General features: G+C 73.1%; 15 protein-coding genes and 2 tRNA genes. 10 read left to right on the top strand and 7 right to left on the bottom strand.

What is annotated here, in order from left to right:
• Nucleotides 1-288 precede the first annotated feature (288 nt).
• The 7 genes from B0I33_RS12630 (at nt 289) to B0I33_RS12600 (ending at nt 7,606) form a co-directional block, all read left to right on the top strand.
• Nucleotides 289-1,359 (top strand): sensor histidine kinase, encoded by a 1,071-nt coding sequence (locus B0I33_RS12630; protein WP_181193265.1) that lies wholly within the window; start codon nt 289-291, stop codon nt 1,357-1,359.
• Nucleotides 1,356-2,144 carry a LytR/AlgR family response regulator transcription factor gene (locus B0I33_RS12625; protein ID WP_106178836.1) on the top strand — a complete coding sequence of 263 codons (789 nt, stop codon included), beginning with the start codon at nt 1,356-1,358 and terminating at the stop codon, nt 2,142-2,144. Before B0I33_RS12630 ends, B0I33_RS12625 begins: the two co-directional genes overlap by 4 nt.
• Nucleotides 2,141-2,533 carry a hypothetical protein gene (locus B0I33_RS12620; RefSeq protein WP_106178834.1) on the top strand — a complete coding sequence of 131 codons (393 nt, stop codon included), beginning with the start codon at nt 2,141-2,143 and terminating at the stop codon, nt 2,531-2,533. The genes B0I33_RS12625 and B0I33_RS12620 overlap by 4 nt, the downstream gene beginning before the upstream one ends.
• Nucleotides 2,530-4,305, top strand: coding sequence for a sodium/solute symporter (locus B0I33_RS12615; protein ID WP_106178832.1), 1,776 nt, complete (start codon nt 2,530-2,532; stop codon nt 4,303-4,305). Before B0I33_RS12620 ends, B0I33_RS12615 begins: the two co-directional genes overlap by 4 nt.
• Before the next feature lie 74 nt (nt 4,306-4,379).
• Nucleotides 4,380-4,724, top strand: a complete 345-nt coding sequence (locus B0I33_RS12610) for a DUF485 domain-containing protein (protein WP_106178829.1) — start codon at nt 4,380-4,382, stop codon at nt 4,722-4,724.
• The gene (locus B0I33_RS12605; protein WP_106178827.1) at nt 4,721-6,328 is read left to right on the top strand and encodes a solute symporter family protein; all 1,608 of its coding nucleotides are present in this window, start codon (nt 4,721-4,723) and stop codon (nt 6,326-6,328) included. Before B0I33_RS12610 ends, B0I33_RS12605 begins: the two co-directional genes overlap by 4 nt.
• 75 nt (nt 6,329-6,403) lie before the next feature.
• A complete protein-coding gene (locus B0I33_RS12600) occupies nt 6,404-7,606 on the top strand; it encodes a cysteine desulfurase-like protein (RefSeq protein ID WP_106178943.1) in 1,203 nt (400 codons plus the stop codon).
• Nucleotides 7,607-7,724: 118 nt separating this feature from the next.
• Here B0I33_RS12600 and B0I33_RS12595 read toward each other — a convergent pair whose 3' ends face one another.
• The 3 genes from B0I33_RS12595 to B0I33_RS12585 are packed head-to-tail and all read right to left on the bottom strand — an operon-like array spanning nt 7,725 to nt 12,324.
• Nucleotides 7,725-9,440, bottom strand: coding sequence for an ABC transporter ATP-binding protein (locus B0I33_RS12595; RefSeq protein ID WP_106178826.1), 1,716 nt, complete (start codon nt 9,438-9,440; stop codon nt 7,725-7,727).
• The gene (locus tag B0I33_RS12590) at nt 9,437-11,311 is read right to left on the bottom strand and encodes an ABC transporter ATP-binding protein (protein ID WP_106178825.1); all 1,875 of its coding nucleotides are present in this window, start codon (nt 11,309-11,311) and stop codon (nt 9,437-9,439) included. Before B0I33_RS12590 ends, B0I33_RS12595 begins: the two co-directional genes overlap by 4 nt.
• The gene (locus B0I33_RS12585; protein ID WP_106178824.1) at nt 11,308-12,324 is read right to left on the bottom strand and encodes an alpha/beta hydrolase; all 1,017 of its coding nucleotides are present in this window, start codon (nt 12,322-12,324) and stop codon (nt 11,308-11,310) included. The genes B0I33_RS12590 and B0I33_RS12585 overlap by 4 nt, the downstream gene beginning before the upstream one ends.
• Before the next feature lie 73 nt (nt 12,325-12,397).
• Between B0I33_RS12585 and B0I33_RS12580 the strand changes: the two genes are divergently transcribed.
• On the top strand, nt 12,398-12,958 hold the full coding sequence (locus B0I33_RS12580) for a TetR/AcrR family transcriptional regulator (RefSeq protein ID WP_106178822.1): 561 nt from the start codon (nt 12,398-12,400) through the stop codon (nt 12,956-12,958).
• A gap of 26 nt (nt 12,959-12,984) precedes the next feature.
• On the opposite strand, the gene B0I33_RS12575 is transcribed toward B0I33_RS12580, so the two are convergent.
• Nucleotides 12,985-13,058 (bottom strand) — tRNA-Pro (locus tag B0I33_RS12575).
• A 79-nt stretch (nt 13,059-13,137) separates the two neighbouring features.
• Between B0I33_RS12575 and B0I33_RS12570 the strand changes: the two genes are divergently transcribed.
• A tRNA-Gly gene (locus tag B0I33_RS12570) sits at nt 13,138-13,208 on the top strand.
• A 26-nt stretch (nt 13,209-13,234) separates the two neighbouring features.
• Here the strand turns inward: B0I33_RS12570 and B0I33_RS12565 are convergent.
• Nucleotides 13,235-13,849, bottom strand: a complete 615-nt coding sequence (locus B0I33_RS12565; protein ID WP_106178820.1) for a TetR/AcrR family transcriptional regulator — start codon at nt 13,847-13,849, stop codon at nt 13,235-13,237.
• Nucleotides 13,850-13,890: 41 nt separating this feature from the next.
• Between B0I33_RS12565 and B0I33_RS12560 the strand changes: the two genes are divergently transcribed.
• Nucleotides 13,891-14,730, top strand: coding sequence for an arylamine N-acetyltransferase family protein (locus tag B0I33_RS12560; protein WP_106178818.1), 840 nt, complete (start codon nt 13,891-13,893; stop codon nt 14,728-14,730).
• Here the strand turns inward: B0I33_RS12560 and B0I33_RS12555 are convergent.
• Both B0I33_RS12555 and B0I33_RS12550 read right to left on the bottom strand, forming a co-directional pair.
• The gene (locus tag B0I33_RS12555) at nt 14,712-15,509 is read right to left on the bottom strand and encodes a citryl-CoA lyase (protein ID WP_106178816.1); all 798 of its coding nucleotides are present in this window, start codon (nt 15,507-15,509) and stop codon (nt 14,712-14,714) included. The two genes, B0I33_RS12560 and B0I33_RS12555, sit on opposite strands and share 19 nt — an antisense overlap.
• On the bottom strand, nt 15,506-16,666 hold the full coding sequence (locus B0I33_RS12550; protein ID WP_106178815.1) for a CaiB/BaiF CoA transferase family protein: 1,161 nt from the start codon (nt 16,664-16,666) through the stop codon (nt 15,506-15,508). The genes B0I33_RS12555 and B0I33_RS12550 overlap by 4 nt, the downstream gene beginning before the upstream one ends.
• Nucleotides 16,667-16,811 lie beyond the last annotated feature (145 nt).

Here is a 16,811-nt window from a genome sequence, read left to right as displayed (position 1 = left end):
GCCCAGAACGCCTCCCGATCCGCCTCCGCCTCCACATACCACTCCGCCGACGCATTCGCCCGCGCCGCGAACTCCTCCCCCGGAGGAAAGGTACGAGTTTCCGTGGACAGGTTCTCCAAAGCGTCGCTGCTCATGGCGGGCACCATAAGGGCAATCCGGGCGGGCCAGCAGGAGCCTGACGACGAACGGTGCCACATCGGGGACGAGCGGTCGTCCGACGGCCGTGAGAGTCTCCGGGACACTCCGGGCTACAGTGCGCCTGATCCGCCGAGGGAGCTGGGAGCGAGCATGCCGGTGCCTGCCGACGAGGAGTCGCGGCACCGCCCCCTGCTGCCCCGGAGGCCCCGCGACATCGCGAGCGTGCTGGAGACGGCGCGGCACGTGGCGGACGACCTCGCCGACGGGCTCACGGGTCCCCGGGTGCCCTCGGCGGCCCGGGGCATCCGGCGGCTGCTCGGGGCCGGCGCCGTCGGCCTGGCGGACCTGTCCGGCGGGCTGGTGTCCGCGGGCAGGCTGCCCGCGGGCGCCGACACCGCCGCCATGGTCGAGGACGTGCTGCACACCGAGGACCGGCGCCGCCGCGGTGAGGTGGTGGCGCTGCCGCTCGTCGTGCACGACGAGCTGGCTGGGGTCCTGGTGGTAGCCGGACCGGTGCGGCCGGCCGCGGTGCGGGAGGTGGCGAACCTGCTCGTCGCGGCGCTCGAACGAAGCCATCTGGAGGCCTCGGCGGAGCACGCGGCGGAGGCCGAGCTGCGGGCGCTGCGGGCGGAGATCTCGCCGCACTTCGTGTACAACGCGCTCACGGTGATCGCGGGGCTGGTGCGGTCGGAGCCGGACCGGTCGCGCGAGCTGATGCTGGACTTCGCCGACTACATCCGCTACAGCCTCGCCCGGCACGGCGAGTACACGACCGTCGCCGACGAGTTCCACGCGATCGAGACGTACCTGGCGCTGCAGCGGGCGGTGCTCGGCGAGCGGCTGCGGGTGCAGGTGCGGGTCGCTCCCGAGGTGCTGGCGGTGGCGATCCCCTACCTCGTGCTGCAGCCGATCGTGGAGAACGCGGTCCGGCACGGCATCGAGCCGCGCGCGGGCGGCGGCACCGTGCAGGTGCTCGGCGAGGCCGAGGGCGCCGACTGCGTGATCAGCGTCGAGGACGACGGGGTGGGGATGCCCCCGGCCACCGCCGAGGACCTCCTCGCCGGGCGCGGGGCCGGCACGAGCATGGGCCTGGCGAACGTCGACCGGCGGCTGCGTAACGTGTACGGACCCTGGTTCGGCCTGGTGGTGGAGACGGCGGAGGGGGACGGCACCCGCGTGATCGTCCGGGTGCCCCGGTTCCAGCCTGGAGTGATGCCGTGAACAGTACGCAGACGGCCGGCGGCCTGCGGGTGCTGGCGATCGACGACGTGCCCGCGGCGCTGGCGGACCTGTGCAGCCTGCTCCGCGAGGCGCCGGAGGTCGCGGAGGTCACCGGCGCCGGTGACCCGCTGACCGCGCTGAAGTCGATCCAGAGCGGCCGGTTCGACGCCGTGTTCCTGGACATCGCGATGCCCGGCCTGGACGGCCTGGAGCTGGCGTCGCTGCTGAACAAGCTGGCCGAGCCGCCGGTGATCGTGTTCGTGACGGCCTACGACGAGCACGCGGTGGCCGCGTTCGGCATCGGCGCGGTGGACTACCTGCTCAAACCGGTGCGGGCGGAGCGGCTCGCGGACGCGCTGCACCGGGTGTGCCGGATGGCCGGGGCCGGGGAGCCCGCCGCGCCCGCGAGCAAGGAGCTGCCCGACACGATGGCCGCGCTGCCGGTCGAGTCGGGCGGGCGGACGCGGTACGTGCGCCGGGGCGACGTGCGGTTCGCCGAGGCCCACGGCGACTACGTGCGGCTGCACACGGGCTCCGGGGTGCACCTGGTGCGGATGCCGATCTCCCGGCTGGAGGAGTACTGGGAGAGCGCCGGGTTCGTGCGCACGCACCGGGGCTACCTGGTCGCGCTGGGCGCCGTCCGCGAGCTGCGCAGCGACTCGGTCGGCGGCCTGCTCGCGCACACCGATCTCGGCGACGTCCCGGTGAGCCGCAGGCACGCGCGGGAGCTGCGGGAAAGGCTGCTGCGGGCGGCGCAGCGCGGCGAGCTCGAACAGTCGTCATGACCGGCAACCGCAGGGTGGCGGTGACGAGCCCGCAGACCCGGCTCGCGCATGCGCGGCGCAGGCACCGCGGCCGCTGGCGGCCCGCGACGCTGGACCCGGTGGAGGCGCCGGTCGCGATCGCGCTGTACCACCGGCAGCGGGCGCAGGCGCTGGCCGCGCTCGGCGCGCTGGTCGCGCTGGTCGCCGGGCTGCCGCTGCTGCTGGCCGCCGTGCCCGGCCTTGGCGATGTGCGCCTGCTCGGGGTGCCGGTGTCCTGGCTGGCGCTGGTGGCGCCGTTCCCGGCGATGGTGCTGCTCGGGTTCTGGCACCTGCGGCGCGCCGAGCGCATCGAGGAGGACCCGGACACCCCCGCACCGGGGAGGGGCCGCCGGTCCGGAGCGTCCCGGTGATCGTCGCGTTCGCGGTCGCGCCGGTCGTCCTGGTCACGTTGCTGATCGGGCTGCGCGGGGTCGCGGCCATGCGCACGACGTCGGACTTCCTGGTCGCCTCGCGCCGGGTGTCGCCGCTGCTGAACTCGGCGGCGGTGTCCGGCGAGTACCTGTCGGCGGCGTCGTTCCTCGGCGTGGCCGGGCTGGTCGTGAAGGACGGCATCGGGGCGCTGTGGTACCCGGTGGGCTTCACCGCGGGCTACATCGCCATGCTGACGCTCGTGGCGGCGCCGATGCGCCGCTCGGGCGCGCTCACGGTGCCCGACTTCGCCGAGGCCCGGCTGGCGTCGCCGTCGCTGCGCAGGCTGGCGGCCGTCGTCGTGCTCGTGATCAGCGGGCTGTACCTGGTGCCGCAGTTCCGCACGGCGGGGCTGGTGCTCAGCGTCGTCGGCGGCACCCCGTACTGGGTCGGGGTGGTGGTCGCGGGGCTCGCGGTGAGCGCCACGCTCGCGCTGGGCGGCATGCGCGCCGCCACCTACGTGCAGGCGTTCCAGTTCTTCTTCAAGCTGGTGCTGTTCATCGTCCCGGCGCTCTGGCTGGTGGCCGAGGTGGGGCCGGAGGTGCGCGACGACGCCCTGCGGCCCGCCGAGTTCACCGAGTTCACCCGCGACACCGAGGTCGTGTTCCGCGCGGGCGCGACGCTGGAGGTGCCGCCCGGCGCGGAGCGGCGGCTCCCGGACGGGACGACCGCCGCCCTGCCCGAGGGCGAGTGGCAGGTGCCCGCGGGGAGCACGGTGGTGTTCCCCGCGGGCAGCCCGGCTCCCGAGCTGCGCGGCGAGACGGCGCCGGGCGCGCCGGGGTGGGAACGGCCCCTGCTCGACGTCGGCGACGAGGGTTACCCGCTGCTGGGCACGTGGGCGGTGCTGATCGCCACGATGCTCGGCACGATGGGCCTGCCGCACGTGATCATGCGGTTCCACACCAGTCCGGACGGCCGCTCGGCTCGCCGCACGGCGGCGCTCACGGTGGCCCTGCTCGGCGTGTTCTACCTGTTCCCCGGCATCTACGGCGTGCTGGGCCGGGTGCTGGTGCCGCACCTGTACCTGTCCGGGGCCACGGACAGCGCGGTCGTGGCGCTGCCCGCGCAGGTCGACACGGGGGCCGTGGGCGCCCTGTTCACCGGGCTGCTCACGGCGGGCGCGTTCGCGGCGTTCCTGGCGACCTCGCTCGGGCTGGTGCTCGTGGTGTCGGGCGCGATCTCGCACGACCTGGTGCCCGGCGGGCTGCGGCAGTTGCGGGTCGCCGTGGTGGTCGCGGCGGCCGTCGTGGTGCTGCTCGCGCTGCCCGCGGCCCGCTTCGACGCGGGCACCCTGGTGACGTGGGGGTTCACCGTGGCCGCGTCCACGTTCTGCCCGCTGCTGGTGCTGGGCATCTGGTGGCCGCGGCTGACCGCGCCCGGTGCGATCGCGGGCGTGGCGACCGGACTCGCCGGTTCGTCCGGCGCGTTCCTCGCGACCGTGCTCGGGGTCCCCGCCGACGGCTGGGTCGCGGTGCTGCTCGTGCAGCCCGCACCGTGGTCGGTGCCGCTGGCGTTCGCCGTGATGGTCGCGGTGTCGCTGTTCGGCAGGCCACCGCCGTGGTCGACCGCCGCGATGCTGCGGCTGCACCTGCACGAGCACCGGCGCTCCCCGTTCACCGACCGCGCCACCCCGGTCCGTGACCTGGGCCACTCGTCGTGGTCGGCCCGCCGCTCGTCGGCCGTTCGTCGCATCACACGCCGGTTGGTCCGCTGACGATTCCGGCATATCGGCGCCGCTGCCTACGGTGACCGCCAGCACGAAGCCGTGTCCGTGACGAGGAGGTCACCGTGAGTACCACCGAGCCCTCGACTCATCCGCCTGGGCCGACGTCCTGGGCCGAGGTCCACTCCAGTGCCGAGTTCCGCGAGCTGCGCCGGAGGCTGCGGGTCTTCGTCTTCCCGATGACCGCAGGCTTCCTCAGCTGGTACCTGCTCTACGTGCTGCTGGCCGACTACGCGCACGGATTCATGTCCGTCAAGGTCGTCGGCAACATCAACGTCGGTCTCGTGCTCGGGCTGCTGCAGTTCGTCTCGACATTCGCGATCACCGGCCTGTACGTGCGCTACGCGGACCGGAAGCTGGACCCGCTCGCGGACAAGATCCGGGAGGAAGTCGAGGGGGAGGCCCGATGAACACGCTCGCCCAGAGCCTGGAGGGCGGCAATCCGGCCCTCAACATCACGATCTTCGGCCTGTTCGTCGCCGGGACGATGGTGATCGTGTTCCGGGCGTCGCGAAACACGAAGACGGCGTCGGACTACTACGCCGCGGGCCGCGCGTTCACCGGCCCGCAGAACGGGATCGCCATCTCCGGCGACTACCTGTCGGCGGCGTCGTTCCTCGGGATCGCGGGCGCGATCGCCGTGTACGGCTACGACGGGTTCCTGTACTCGATCGGGTTCCTGGTGGCATGGCTGGTGGCCCTGCTGCTGGTCGCGGAGCTGCTGCGGAACACCGGCAAGTTCACGATGGGCGACGTGCTGGCGTTCCGGATGCGGCAGCGGCCGGTCCGGGCGGCGGCGGCGACGTCGACGATGGCGGTGTCGTTCTTCTACCTGCTCGCGCAGATGGCGGGCGCCGGCGGCCTGGTGTCGCTGCTGCTCGGCATCGAGGGCGAGGCGGGGCAGAGCATCGTGATCGCCGTCGTCGGCGCGGTGATGATCGTCTACGTGCTGGTCGGCGGGATGAAGGGCACCACCTGGGTGCAGATCATCAAGGCGGGCCTGCTCATCGCCGGGACCGCCGTGATGACCGTGTGGGTGCTGGGCCGGTTCGGGCTGAACCTGTCCAGCCTGCTCGGGGCCGCCGTGGACTCCTCCGCCGGCGGTGACTCGCTGCTCAACCCCGGCGCCAAGTACGGCGCGAGCGAGACGAGCAAGCTGGACTTTCTCTCGCTGGGCATCGCGCTGGTGCTCGGGACGGCGGGCCTGCCGCATGTGCTGATGCGTTTCTACACCGTGCCCACGGCGAAGGACGCCCGGCGGTCCGTGGTGTGGGCGATCGCGCTGATCGGGCTGTTCTACCTGTTCACGCTGGTGCTCGGCTACGGCGCGGCGGCGCTGGTGGGGGCCGACACGATCAAGAACGCTCCCGGCAGCTCGAACGCGGCGGCACCGCTGCTGGCGCAGGAGCTCGGCGGCCCGCTGCTGCTCGGGTTCATCGCCGCGGTCGCGTTCGCGACGATCCTGGCGGTGGTCGCGGGCCTGACCATCACGGCGTCGGCGTCGTTCGCGCACGACGTGTACGCCAACGTGATCAAGAAGGGCAAGGTCGACAGCAAGAACGACGAGGTGCGGGTCGCCCGGATCACGGCGTGCGTGATCGGCGCGGTCGCGATCGTCGGCGGCATCCTCGCGAAGGACCAGAACGTGGCGTTCCTGGTGGCGCTCGCGTTCGCGGTGGCCGCCTCCGCGAACCTGCCGACGCTGCTGTACTCGCTGTTCTGGAAGCGGTTCAACACGCGGGGCGCGCTGTGGTCGATGTACGGCGGCCTGACGTTGACGATCGTGCTCATCGTGTTCTCGCCCGCGGTGTCCGGCAGCGAGTCCGCGATGGTCCCGGACGCCGACTTCGCGTGGTTCCCGCTGTCCAACCCGGGTCTGGTGTCGATCCCGGCGTCGTTCTTCCTCGGCTGGCTCGGCACCGTGCTGTCGAAGGAGCACCTGGAGGACAAGCATCGCGAGATGGAGGTGCGGTCCCTGACCGGGGCCGGCTCCGAGAAGGCCGTCGCCCACTGAGGGCGGTGTCATGAGTGGCTCGTTACTGGCATTTTTGGTCAGTAACGAGCCACTCATGACATGGGGAGGTACCGCGTGGGGTACGACGTGGAGCGGGTACGGGAGCGTTTCCCCGCGCTCGCTGAGGGGGCGGCGCACTTCGACGGGCCCGGCGGGTCGCAGGTGCCGGACGTGGTGGCCGACGCCGTGGCGGGCACGCTGCGCGCGGCGATCGCGAACCGGGGCAGCGTCACCGCCGCCGAGCGCCGCGCCGACGCGATCGTCACCGAGGCGCGGCTGGCGATGGCCGACCTGCTCGGCGCCGACCCGGCAGGGGTGGTGTTCGGGCGGAGCATGACGCAGCTGACCTACGACGTCGCGCGGACGCTGGCGAAGGACTGGGGCCCGGACGACGAGGTCGTGGTCACGCGGCTCGACCACGACGCCAACATCCGTCCCTGGGTGCAGGCGGCCGGGGCGCGCGGCGCGACCGTGCGCTGGGCGGACTTCGACCCGGCGACCGCCGAGCTGGACCCGGCCGCGGTGACCGGGCTGCTGTCCGAGCGGACCCGCGTGGTGGCGGTCACCGGCGCCGCCAACCTCGTCGGCACCCGGCCGGATGTCCCGGCGATCGCCGGGCCGGTGCACGAGGCGGGGGCGCTGCTCTACGTCGACGGGGTGCACCTGACCCCGCACTCCCCCGTTGACCTCGCCGCGCTGGGCGCGGACTTCTACGCCTGCTCGCCGTACAAGTTCCTGGGCCCGCACCTGGGCGCGGTGGCGGCGAGCCCGGCGCTGCTGGAGACGTTGCGGCCGGACAAGCTGCTGCCCGCGACCGACGCGGTGCCGGAGCGGTTCGAGCTGGGCACGCTGCCGTACGAGCTGCTGGCGGGCACGACCGCGGCGGTGGACTTCCTGGCCGGCCTGGTGCCGGGCGCGGGCACCCGCCGCGAGCGGGTGACCGGCTCGATGGAGGCGCTGGCGGAGCACGAGGAGGCCCTGGCCCGGCGGCTGGAGGACGGGCTGGGCGCGCTCGACGGCGTGACCCTGCACGGGTCGCCGCGGCGCCGCCGGACGCCGACGGTGCTGTTCTCGGTGCCGGGCCTGCCCCCGGCGACGGTGTCCGCCCGGCTGGGCGAGCAGGGGGTCAACGCCCCGGCGGGCAGCTTCTACGCGCTGGAGTGCTCACGCCAGCTGGGCCTCGGCGACACGGGCGCGGTGCGCGCCGGGATCGCACCGTACACCACGGAGTCCGAAGTGGACAAGCTGGTGGCCGCCGTCGCGGGCCTGACCCGCTGACCGCGAGTCCCCCGCTCCCGCACGCGAGTGCCGCGGTCACGGGAAAGCCTGGAGCCACGAGCGCGGAACTCGCGGACCTGAGTGCAGCACTCGGCGCCCGGAACGGGGACTCGCGGAATCAGTCGCGCGCCGCCGGTGCCAGGGCGGCCTCCCAGAACCCGGCGTAGCGGCCGCCGCGGCGCAGCAGCTCGTCGTGGCCGCCTTCCTCCACGATCCGGCCCCCGTCGAGGAAGGCGACCCGATCGGCGCGGCGGACGGTCCGCGGCCGGTGCGCGACCAGCACCACCGTCCGGCCCGCCAGCAGGCGATCCATTCCCTGGTGGACAGCGGCCTCGTTGACCGGGTCGAGTGCGGAGGTCACCTCGTCCAGCAGCACGATGGGCGCGTCCTTCAGCAGCGCTCGCGCGATCGACACCCGCTGACGCTCGCCACCCGACAGGAGCGCGCCGCCCTCGCCCACGTTCGTCGCCCATCCCTCGGGCAGGCGCTGGATCACCTCGTCCAGCCGCGCCGCGGTCGCCGCGGCCCGCACCTCGGCGTCGAAGGCGTCCGGACGACCGAGCCGGATGTTCTCCTCGATCGTGCCCTCGAAGAGGTAGACGTCCTGGAAGACGAGGGAGATCCGCGACATCAGCACCTCGGGGTCGATGTCGCGGACGTCCACCCCGCCCACGCGCACGGCGCCCGCGGCCACGTCGTGGAACCGCGCGAGCAACTGCAGCAGGGTGCTCTTCCCCGCACCCGACGGTCCGACCACGGCGAGCCGTTGCCCCTCCGGAACGGACAACGTCAGCCCGTCGAGCACCGTGCGGTCGCCCCGCCGGAAGGTGACCGACGCGAACTCCAGGTCGTGCCGCACCGGCACGACCGGCGCGTGCGGTTCCGGCAGCGGCTCGGTGCGCAATACCGCGTCGAGCCTGGCGAGCTCGGACCGGGCGACGCGCAGCTTGCCCCCGATGTCCGACAGCGACAGCAGCGGATCCGCGCTGCGGGCCGCCAGCACCAGGATCGCCAGCACCTCCGCCGCACCGATGCTCCCGCCGAGCGCGAGAAAGGCGCCCAGGACCAGCAGCACGGTGAACACCGCCTGCACGACCAGCGTCAACCCCACCACACCGGGCAGCGCCGCCAGCACGGTACGGCGGGACGCGCGCTGCGCGTCCCGCAGTGCGTCGTCGAGCAACGCGAACCGTTCGCTGCTCCGGCCCCCGGCGCGCAGCACCGGCTGCGCCTGGAGGTACTCGACGACCCGCGCGGCGGCCTCGTGGTCGCGTTCGTGGCGTTCCGCGTCGGTGGCGGACATCGCCCGCCCCGTCCAGACCTGGATCACGGCCACGATCGGGGCGGCGGCCAGCGCGGCCAGTCCCAGTTGCCAGTGGAACACGAGCATCACGGCGACGATCGTCAGCGGAGTCACCGCGGCGGAGAGGAACGGTGCCAGCAGGTGCGCGATCACACCCATCGCCTCCAGGACGCCGCGGCTGGCCATGACGGAGACCTCCCCGACGCGGGCCGCGCTGTACCAGCCGACGGGCAACCGGGCCAGATGGTCGCCGAGCCGGTGGTACAGGCCGCGCAGCAGCGTGGTCCCGGAGCGGAAGCCGGACAGGTCGGCGCGATAGCGCAGTGCCGCGCAGACCGTCACCGCGGCCCCGAACGCCAGCAGCCAGGGCCAGACGTTGCCGGGTTCCCGGCCGAACAGTTCCCGCAGCACCGGGACGAGCAGGGCGTAGGACAGCCCCTCCGCCACCGCGGCCACCGTCATCCAGGCCACGGTCCGGCGGATCGGCCGGGCGTACTCGCGGCCCAGCACGCGCAGCAGCATCCGGATCATCGGGACTCGCCTCCTCGCGGCACGGCACGGTCGGTTCCGGTGCCGTCGGTGCCGTCGGTGCCGTCGGTGTCGCTGGGGTCGTCGGTGATCGCCGACCGGTGGGCGTGCCACAGGGACGCGAACCGTCCGCCCCTGGCCAGCAACCGGGCGGGACTGCCTCGCTCGACGATCGTCCCGTTCTCCAGCACCACGACGGTGTCGGCGTCGGCGATCGTCTCCAGGCGGTGGGCGATCACCAGGACCGTCCGGTCGCCCGCGAACGTGGACAGGGTGCGGCGCACCGCCCGTTCGGTGTGCGGATCGGCGAAGGCGGTCGCCTCGTCGAGCACCAGGACGGGTGTGTCGGCCAGCAGCGCGCGGGCCAGCGCGATCCGCTGGGCCTCCCCGCCCGACAGCCCCGCCTCGGCGCCGAGCACCGTGTCGTATCCACGCGGCAGCTCCAGAATCCGGTCGTGGATGTGCGCCAGCCGGGCGGCGCGGACCACGTCGTCGCGGCCGGCCCGTGGGACGGCCAGGGCGATGTTGTCCGCCACCGACGCACGCAGCAGGCGCACGTCCTGGAAGACGAAGGAGACCAGCCGATGCAGTTGCCCGCTGCCGAGCTCTCGCAGGTCGGCACCGCCCAGCAGGATCGAGCCGTGGGTCGGGTCGAAGAACCGTGGCAGCAGCTGGACCAGCGTGGACTTGCCGCTTCCCGACGGTCCGACGATCGCGGTCACCGTGCCCGGTTCGAGCACGAGGTCGATACCGCGCAGCACCTCGTGGCCGGGGTCGTAGCCGAACCGGACGGCCCGCAGCTCCACCCGGTGGCCTTCGGGTGCGGCCGGATTCGCGGGTTCCGGCAGCGATGGTTCGTCGAGCACGTCCCGGATCCGGCCGACCGCGCGGCGGGCGGCCTGCAGGTCGTCGAAGCCGTGGCCGAGGGCCGCCACCGGCGCGGTCAGGCCGAGCCCCAGGAGCAGGAAGGGCAGCAGGTCGGGCGGGGCGAGGCCGCCGGACGTGATCAGTGCCGCGCCGCCGACCAGCACGACCAGCAGCACGAACGGGGGCGACAGCGCCAGTTGCATCCCGGCGGCCAGCACGGACATACCGCGCACCCACCGGAGGAAGGTGTCGGCGAACTCGTCCACGGCCGTGCGGAAGGTCCGGTGAGCCCGCCTGGCCCCGCCGTACGCCTTGACGACCGAGATCCCCTGCACGAACTCGACCGCCGAGTTCGCGATCCGGCCCATGGCCGCGTCAAGTTCCTTCTGCTCGCGCAGCCGGGTACGGGTCATCATCAGCGGAACCACGGACAACGCCAGCACCACCGGGACCAGCGTGATCACCGTGAGCCGCCAGTCGATGGTGAACAGATAGGTCAGCGACACCGCGGGTACGACGAACGCGGCGACGAGCTCGCTGGGGGCGTGGGCGATCAACGGGTGCACGGCGCTCACGTCGTCGCCGACCACCTTGGCCAGCTCGCCGGTCCGGCGCCGGGAGAACCAGCCGATCGGCACGCGCGCCAGCCGGGCGGCCAGTCGCCGCCGGAGCGACAGCTGCACCTGGTCGTCCACGAGGTGCCCGATTCCGGAGGCCGCCGCCGTGCACAGCAGGCGGACGAACAGGCCGGCCACACCCACCAGCACGACGGCCCGGACGTGACCGGAGTCGACGGGGCCGGGCGGCAGCAGGGCCCGGCCGAGCTCCACCACCGCCAGCAGCGGGGCCAGCCCGGCGACCGCGCCGACGACCTGCAGGGCCACGACGGCCGCGAAGCCCGCCAGCTGCGGCCGCAGGAGCCGTGCCAGGCTCTGCTCCTCGGCGTGGCCCGCGTCGGGCATCGGGGTGGACCGCCTGCCCGGTCCGGTGAGGACGGTGGCGGTCATCGCGTCCCCGCCGCCGTCGAGCTCACCGCGGGGTGCACGTGGTCACGCAGGAAGGAGAGGATGGCGCGGCGGGCGGGCCGCGCGGCGGGGACCAGGCGCGGCATGCTGAGGAACGCGTGTCCCGCCCGGGGGTACTCGGCCAGGTGCACGGGTGTCCCGGCCTCGCGCAGGCGGTCGGCGTAGGCGCGCCCGTGGTCGGCCACCGGGTCGAGCGCCGGCACCACCACGAGTGCCGGCGCCAGCCCGCTCAGGTCGTCGGCGTGGAGCGGCGACACCGCGCGAGGATCCGCTCCCTCCGGAACGGCCATCCTGCGGAACCGCTCCAGGCGCGTCACGGTGAGCGTCGGGCTGGTGGCGTACGCGGTCATCGACGGGTAGTCGAGCGCCGTCGATGTCAGATCGGCACAGGGGTTGACCAGTACCTGTGCCCGCAGCGCCAGGCCGGCGTCCCTGGCCCTGATCGCGGCCAGGGCCGTGACCGCCGCACCGGCGCTCTCCCCGACGACGACGGCGCGCGCCGGGTCGACGCCCCACCGGGCGGCGTGCCGCACCACGTGCCGCAGCACGTCCCAGCCGTCGTCGACCGCCGCCGAGAACGGGATGCCCGGAGAGACGAGGCGGTGCTCGACCGACACGACCACCGCGGGCAGCCGCCCGGCGAGGTGGCTGTTGAGCCAGTCGCACTGCACGGCCGTGCCCACGAACCCGCCGCCGTGCACATGCAGCACGAGGGGCAGTCGCGCCTGCGGACGTCTTCGGCCGGACACCGGCCGGTAGACGCGGACCGCGAGCTCCCGGTCCGGCAGCCCCACCCGCTGCCAGTCGATCGTGGCCCTGCGGTCGGGAAAGCCGGTGATGATCCGCGCCCGGCCGGAAGCCACCATCCGGTTCTGTGCGTCGCGCGCGGCCATCAGCTCGTCGTCCGGCATCGCCAGCATGTCCGGCTCCTTGCGCAGGCCGTAGACCAGCCGGACTCCCCATGGTGGACGCCGCGTGCCGGTGGTGCCGCCCATATCCCCTCCTCGATCCCATTTCGCTACCTCAAGTATCGATACCGAAAGTAGCACAATTAGCTAGGATGTGCCCATGGCCCGAGCGAACTCGTCCCACCGGCCACCCGGCCGCCCCCGCTCCAGCGTCGACGCCGTGGTCTTCGAGGCGACGCTGCGCACCATCCACGAGCTGGGCTACACCCGCGCCACCGTCGACCGCATCGCCGCCGCGGCGGGCGTCGCGAAGACCACGATCTACCGCCGCTGGCCGTCCAAAGGGGAGCTGATCACCGCCTGCCTCGTCGACGCGTTCGGCGCCCTGCCGCTGACGGGCACCGACCGGGAGAAGGACCTGGCGACGGCCATCCGCTGGGGCGCGGCGAAGATCGGCGAACCGGGGGTGGGCGCCGCGTTCGCGGGTGTGTTCACCGATGCCGTCAGCGATCCCGCCCTGCGCCGGGTCCTGGCCACGCGGTTGCAGGACCCCTACCGGCGCGCGCTACAGGAGGCGCTGGGGGAACCGGAGAACCGGGTGCTGTTCATCATCGATGTCGTCGTCGGAACCCTGCTCCACCGGATGGGCATCACGGGCGAGCCGATGGTCGACGACGACGTGGACACGCTGGTCGAGATGGTCCAGCGGCTCCTGCGCTAGGAGAAGCCGGGGACTCGCGAACGTTGTCGGGGTGACAGGATTTGAACCTGCGACCCTTCGCTCCCAAAGCGAATGCGCTACCAAGCTGCGCCACACCCCGAAACCGCCACGCCAGGGGCGGTGTGCGACCACCCTAGCGGGTGCCGTTAGACTACGGCACGGCTGATCGACAGCCGAGCGCGGGCGTAGCTCAATGGTAGAGCCCCAGTCTTCCAAACTGGTGGTGCGGGTTCGATTCCCGTCGCCCGCTCCGACAAGCGCCACGACACAGCCGGGTCACCGCCACCCGGCTCGCAATGCCCGCGTGACGAGGTCGACGGACCGGGTCAGCGTGGCCTCCGAGAGTTCGTCCCGCTGGACGCTGACCGAGCCCGCGGCGAGGGCGGCACCGAACACCGCGCCGAGCATCGCGGTGGCCTCCACCTCGTCGAACGCGTCCGGGTACGCGGCCAGCAGTGCCGCCGCGAGCTCCCGGAGGGTGCCGAACGAGCGCTCCAGCAGCCGCGCCCTGAGCTGCGGCACCGACAGCACCAGCCGCAGCCGCCGCGTCTCCAGCTCGGCGGCGGGGTCCCGGGTTCCGCTCTTGGTCGCCGAGATCATCGAGCGCACCGCGCCGGCCAGCACGTCCACCGGGTCGTCGCCCGGAGCGTGCCGGGTGATCGCCGCCAGCCCGGCGGCGAGGATCTCCTCGCTGTCCGGGAAGAGCAGGTCCTCCTTGCTCGGGAAGTAGTTGAAGAACGTCGCGGTCGACACCCCGGCCGCCTCGGCGATCCGGGCGACCGTCGTCGGCTCGTACCCGTCCCGCTCGAACAGGTGGTACGCCGTCTCGATCAGCGCACGCCGCGTCTGCTGCTTCTTACGTTCCCGCAGTCCAGGGTGGGATTCCGGCATAAAGTTAGACTAACTCCAAACTTAGAGTTAATCTAGTTTTCATGCTGAACTCGCTCCTGGACCGGATCGGCTTCACCGGCCCCGTCCGCACCGACGTGCCCACCCTGCGCCGCCTGCACCGCACGTGGCGGGCCCGCGTGCCCTACGAGAACCTCGACATCCAGCTCGGCCGTCCGATCAGCCTCGACACCGACGCGCTGCTCACGAAACTCGTCCGGCGGCGTCGCGGCGGCTACTGCTACGAGCAGAACGGCGGGCTGGCCCTGCTGCTGCGCTCGGCCGGGTTCGCCGTGACGATGGTCGAGGGTGCCGTCCTGCGCGAGTCCCGCGGCGATTCGGCGTGGGGCAACCACAACGTGTTGCTCGTGGACCTCGACGGCAGGCAGTGGGTGGCCGATGCCGGGATCGGGGACGGCTTCCTGGAACCACTGCCGCTGCGCGAAGGCGAGCACACGCAGGGGGATCTCACCTACCGCCTGGAGCGGCTGGACGCCGACACGTGGCGGTTCCACCACCGTCCGGGCGGCTCCATCGCCTCGTACGACTTCCGGCTGCGCCCGCGCGAGCTCACCGACTTCGCCGAGCGCTCGCACGAGCTGTCCACCTCACCCGGCTCCGCCTACGTCACCACGCTGATCGCCGCACGGCCGGACGGCGACGACACGCTGCTCCTGCTGTCCCGCACCCTGCGCCGGCTCGGCGCCGCCGAGCGGGAGTCCCGCACCCTGCACAGCGTCGAGGAGTTCGCCGACGTGCTGTCCCGGCAACTGCTGATCCCGCTCGACGACCTCGGTCCCGACGGCGTCGCCCGGCTCTGGGAGAAGGCGGGCACCCAGGACGACCTGTGGCGGACGCGGGCCGGTCAGGGCTCCGGCCGGTAGGGCTCGGGCGGCACGGGCCGGTTGTTGAGGTCCACCGAGAGGAAGATCTCGTTGGCGACCGGGTTCCGCAGCTCCTCCGCGAGCTGGCCGATCAGCCCGGCCGTGCGAGCCAGCAGAGCGAACCCCCGCAACAGCTCCAGCGGCAGGCCCAGATCCGCCAGGGCCGCGCCGCAGACGCCCGCCCCGTTCAGCGGCAGCGTCCTGCCGAGCACCTGCGGATGCACGCGCCCGATCGCGGCGAACAGCGCCAGGTGCGGGCCGAAGCGGCCCTCCGCCTCGGCGATGCGGAACAACCGGTCCGTGCGCGGGTCGCCGTCCTTGTGCACGTGGTGGCCGAGGCCGGGCACGAGCAGCCCCGCCTCGCGCCGCTCCCGCACGGTCCGCAGGGCCAGCGCGTCCCAGCCCGCGTCGTCGGCAGGCGGAGCATCCACTTCGGACAGCACCGCGTGCAGGAACCGCCCGCAGTCCTCGGTCACGCCGAGGAACCGTGAACCGCCGCCCAGCAGTCCCGCGGCGAGCGCGCCCTGGATCGAGTCCGGCGCCGAGAGGTACGTCAGCCGGGTCACGATCGCCGTCGGCGTGAACCCGTGGTCGGCCAGCGCGGCCAGCACCGCCTCGAAGACCCGGGTCTCCCCCGGCTCCGGCCTGCGCTGCGTGGCCAGCCAGAACGCCAGCTCACCGAAGCCCACCTCGCCCATCACGTCGGCGGCGAGGTCGCGGCCGAGCAGGGTGATCGTGTCGCGCGACGAGGCGCCCAGTGCGGTCGGGTACTCGGTCACCGCTGCTCCTCCAGCCACGCCCGCAGTGCGGGTCCGTGCTCGTCCAGCTCGGGCGGCGGCAGCCGGTAGACCGCCGGGGTCTCGGAGAACCGGATCGGGTGCCGGGTCGTGGGCACGGCCCGGTCGCCCTCGCCGACCTCGACGACCGGCTCCAGCTCGAACCGCTCGGCCATCGCGAAGCCGCCGTCGATCGTGTTGATCGGGCCGCACGGGACCCCGGCGGCCACGAACAGGTCGAACCACTCCAGCGCGCCGCGCGTGGCCAGCCGCTCCACCAGCAGCGGGCGCAGCTCGTCGCGCCGCTCGGTGCGGTCGGCGTTGGTCGCGAACCGCGGGTCGTCGGCCACGCCGGGAATGCCCAGCACCGTGCACAACCTGCGGAACTGGCCGTCGTTGGCGGCCGCCACGATGAGGTCGTTGTCCGCGGTCGGCAGCGGTTCGTACGGGAACACGCTCGGGTGCGCGTTGCCCATCCGGTAGGGCACCGTGCCCCCCGCGACGTACGCCGAGCTGTGGTTGACCAGCCCGGTCAGCGCCGACGACAGCAGGTTCACCTCCACGTGCTGGCCGCGCCCGGTGGCGTCGCGGTGCCGCAGCGCCGCGAGAATGCCGATCGCGGCGTGGTTTCCGGCCATCACGTCGAACACCGAGATGCCCGCCCGGTACGGCGGCCCCTCCGGGTCGCCGGTCAGGCTCATCAGCCCGGAGATCGCCTGCACCATGAGGTCGTAGCCGGGCACGTCGCGGCCCGCGCCGGTGCCGAAGCCGCTGATCGAGGCGTACACCACGCCCGGGTTGGCCGCGCGCACGGACTCGTAGTCGAGCCCGTACCGGGCCAGCCCGCCCGGTTTGAAGTTCTCGATCACCACGTCGGCGCGCCGGGCCAGCTCGCGCGCCGCGGTGGCGTCGGACTCCGCGCGCAGGTCGAGCGCGATCGAGCGCTTGCCCCGGTTGATCCCGAGGTAGTAGGTCGACACCCCGTCCCGGACCGGGGGCATCCACGAGCGCGTCTCGTCCCCGGCGGGCGCCTCGACCTTGATCACCTCCGCGCCCAGGTCGGCCAGCAGCATCGTCGCGTACGGGCCGGCCAGCACCCGGGAGAAGTCCGCCACGAGAAGCCCGGCAAGCGGGCCTCCGGCCGACGCGTGCTCGCTCATCTGGTCGCACCTCCGTGACCATCTAACGGACAAGTGTCCGTTCCACGATAAGCATGCCACGGCGAGATTGCTCGAATCGAGACTTGCCTCACCCGCGAGTCGCCGCAACAATGTCCGTTCTACGGACCACCGTCCGAAAGGCAGC

Origin of the sequence: Prauserella shujinwangii, from assembly GCF_003001955.1 — a bacterium.
In the GTDB taxonomy this organism is placed as follows: domain Bacteria; phylum Actinomycetota; class Actinomycetes; order Mycobacteriales; family Pseudonocardiaceae; genus Qaidamihabitans; species Qaidamihabitans shujinwangii.
The sequence above is the reverse complement of the archived record's forward strand: the minus strand, read 5'-3'. Positions and strand labels throughout refer to the sequence as shown.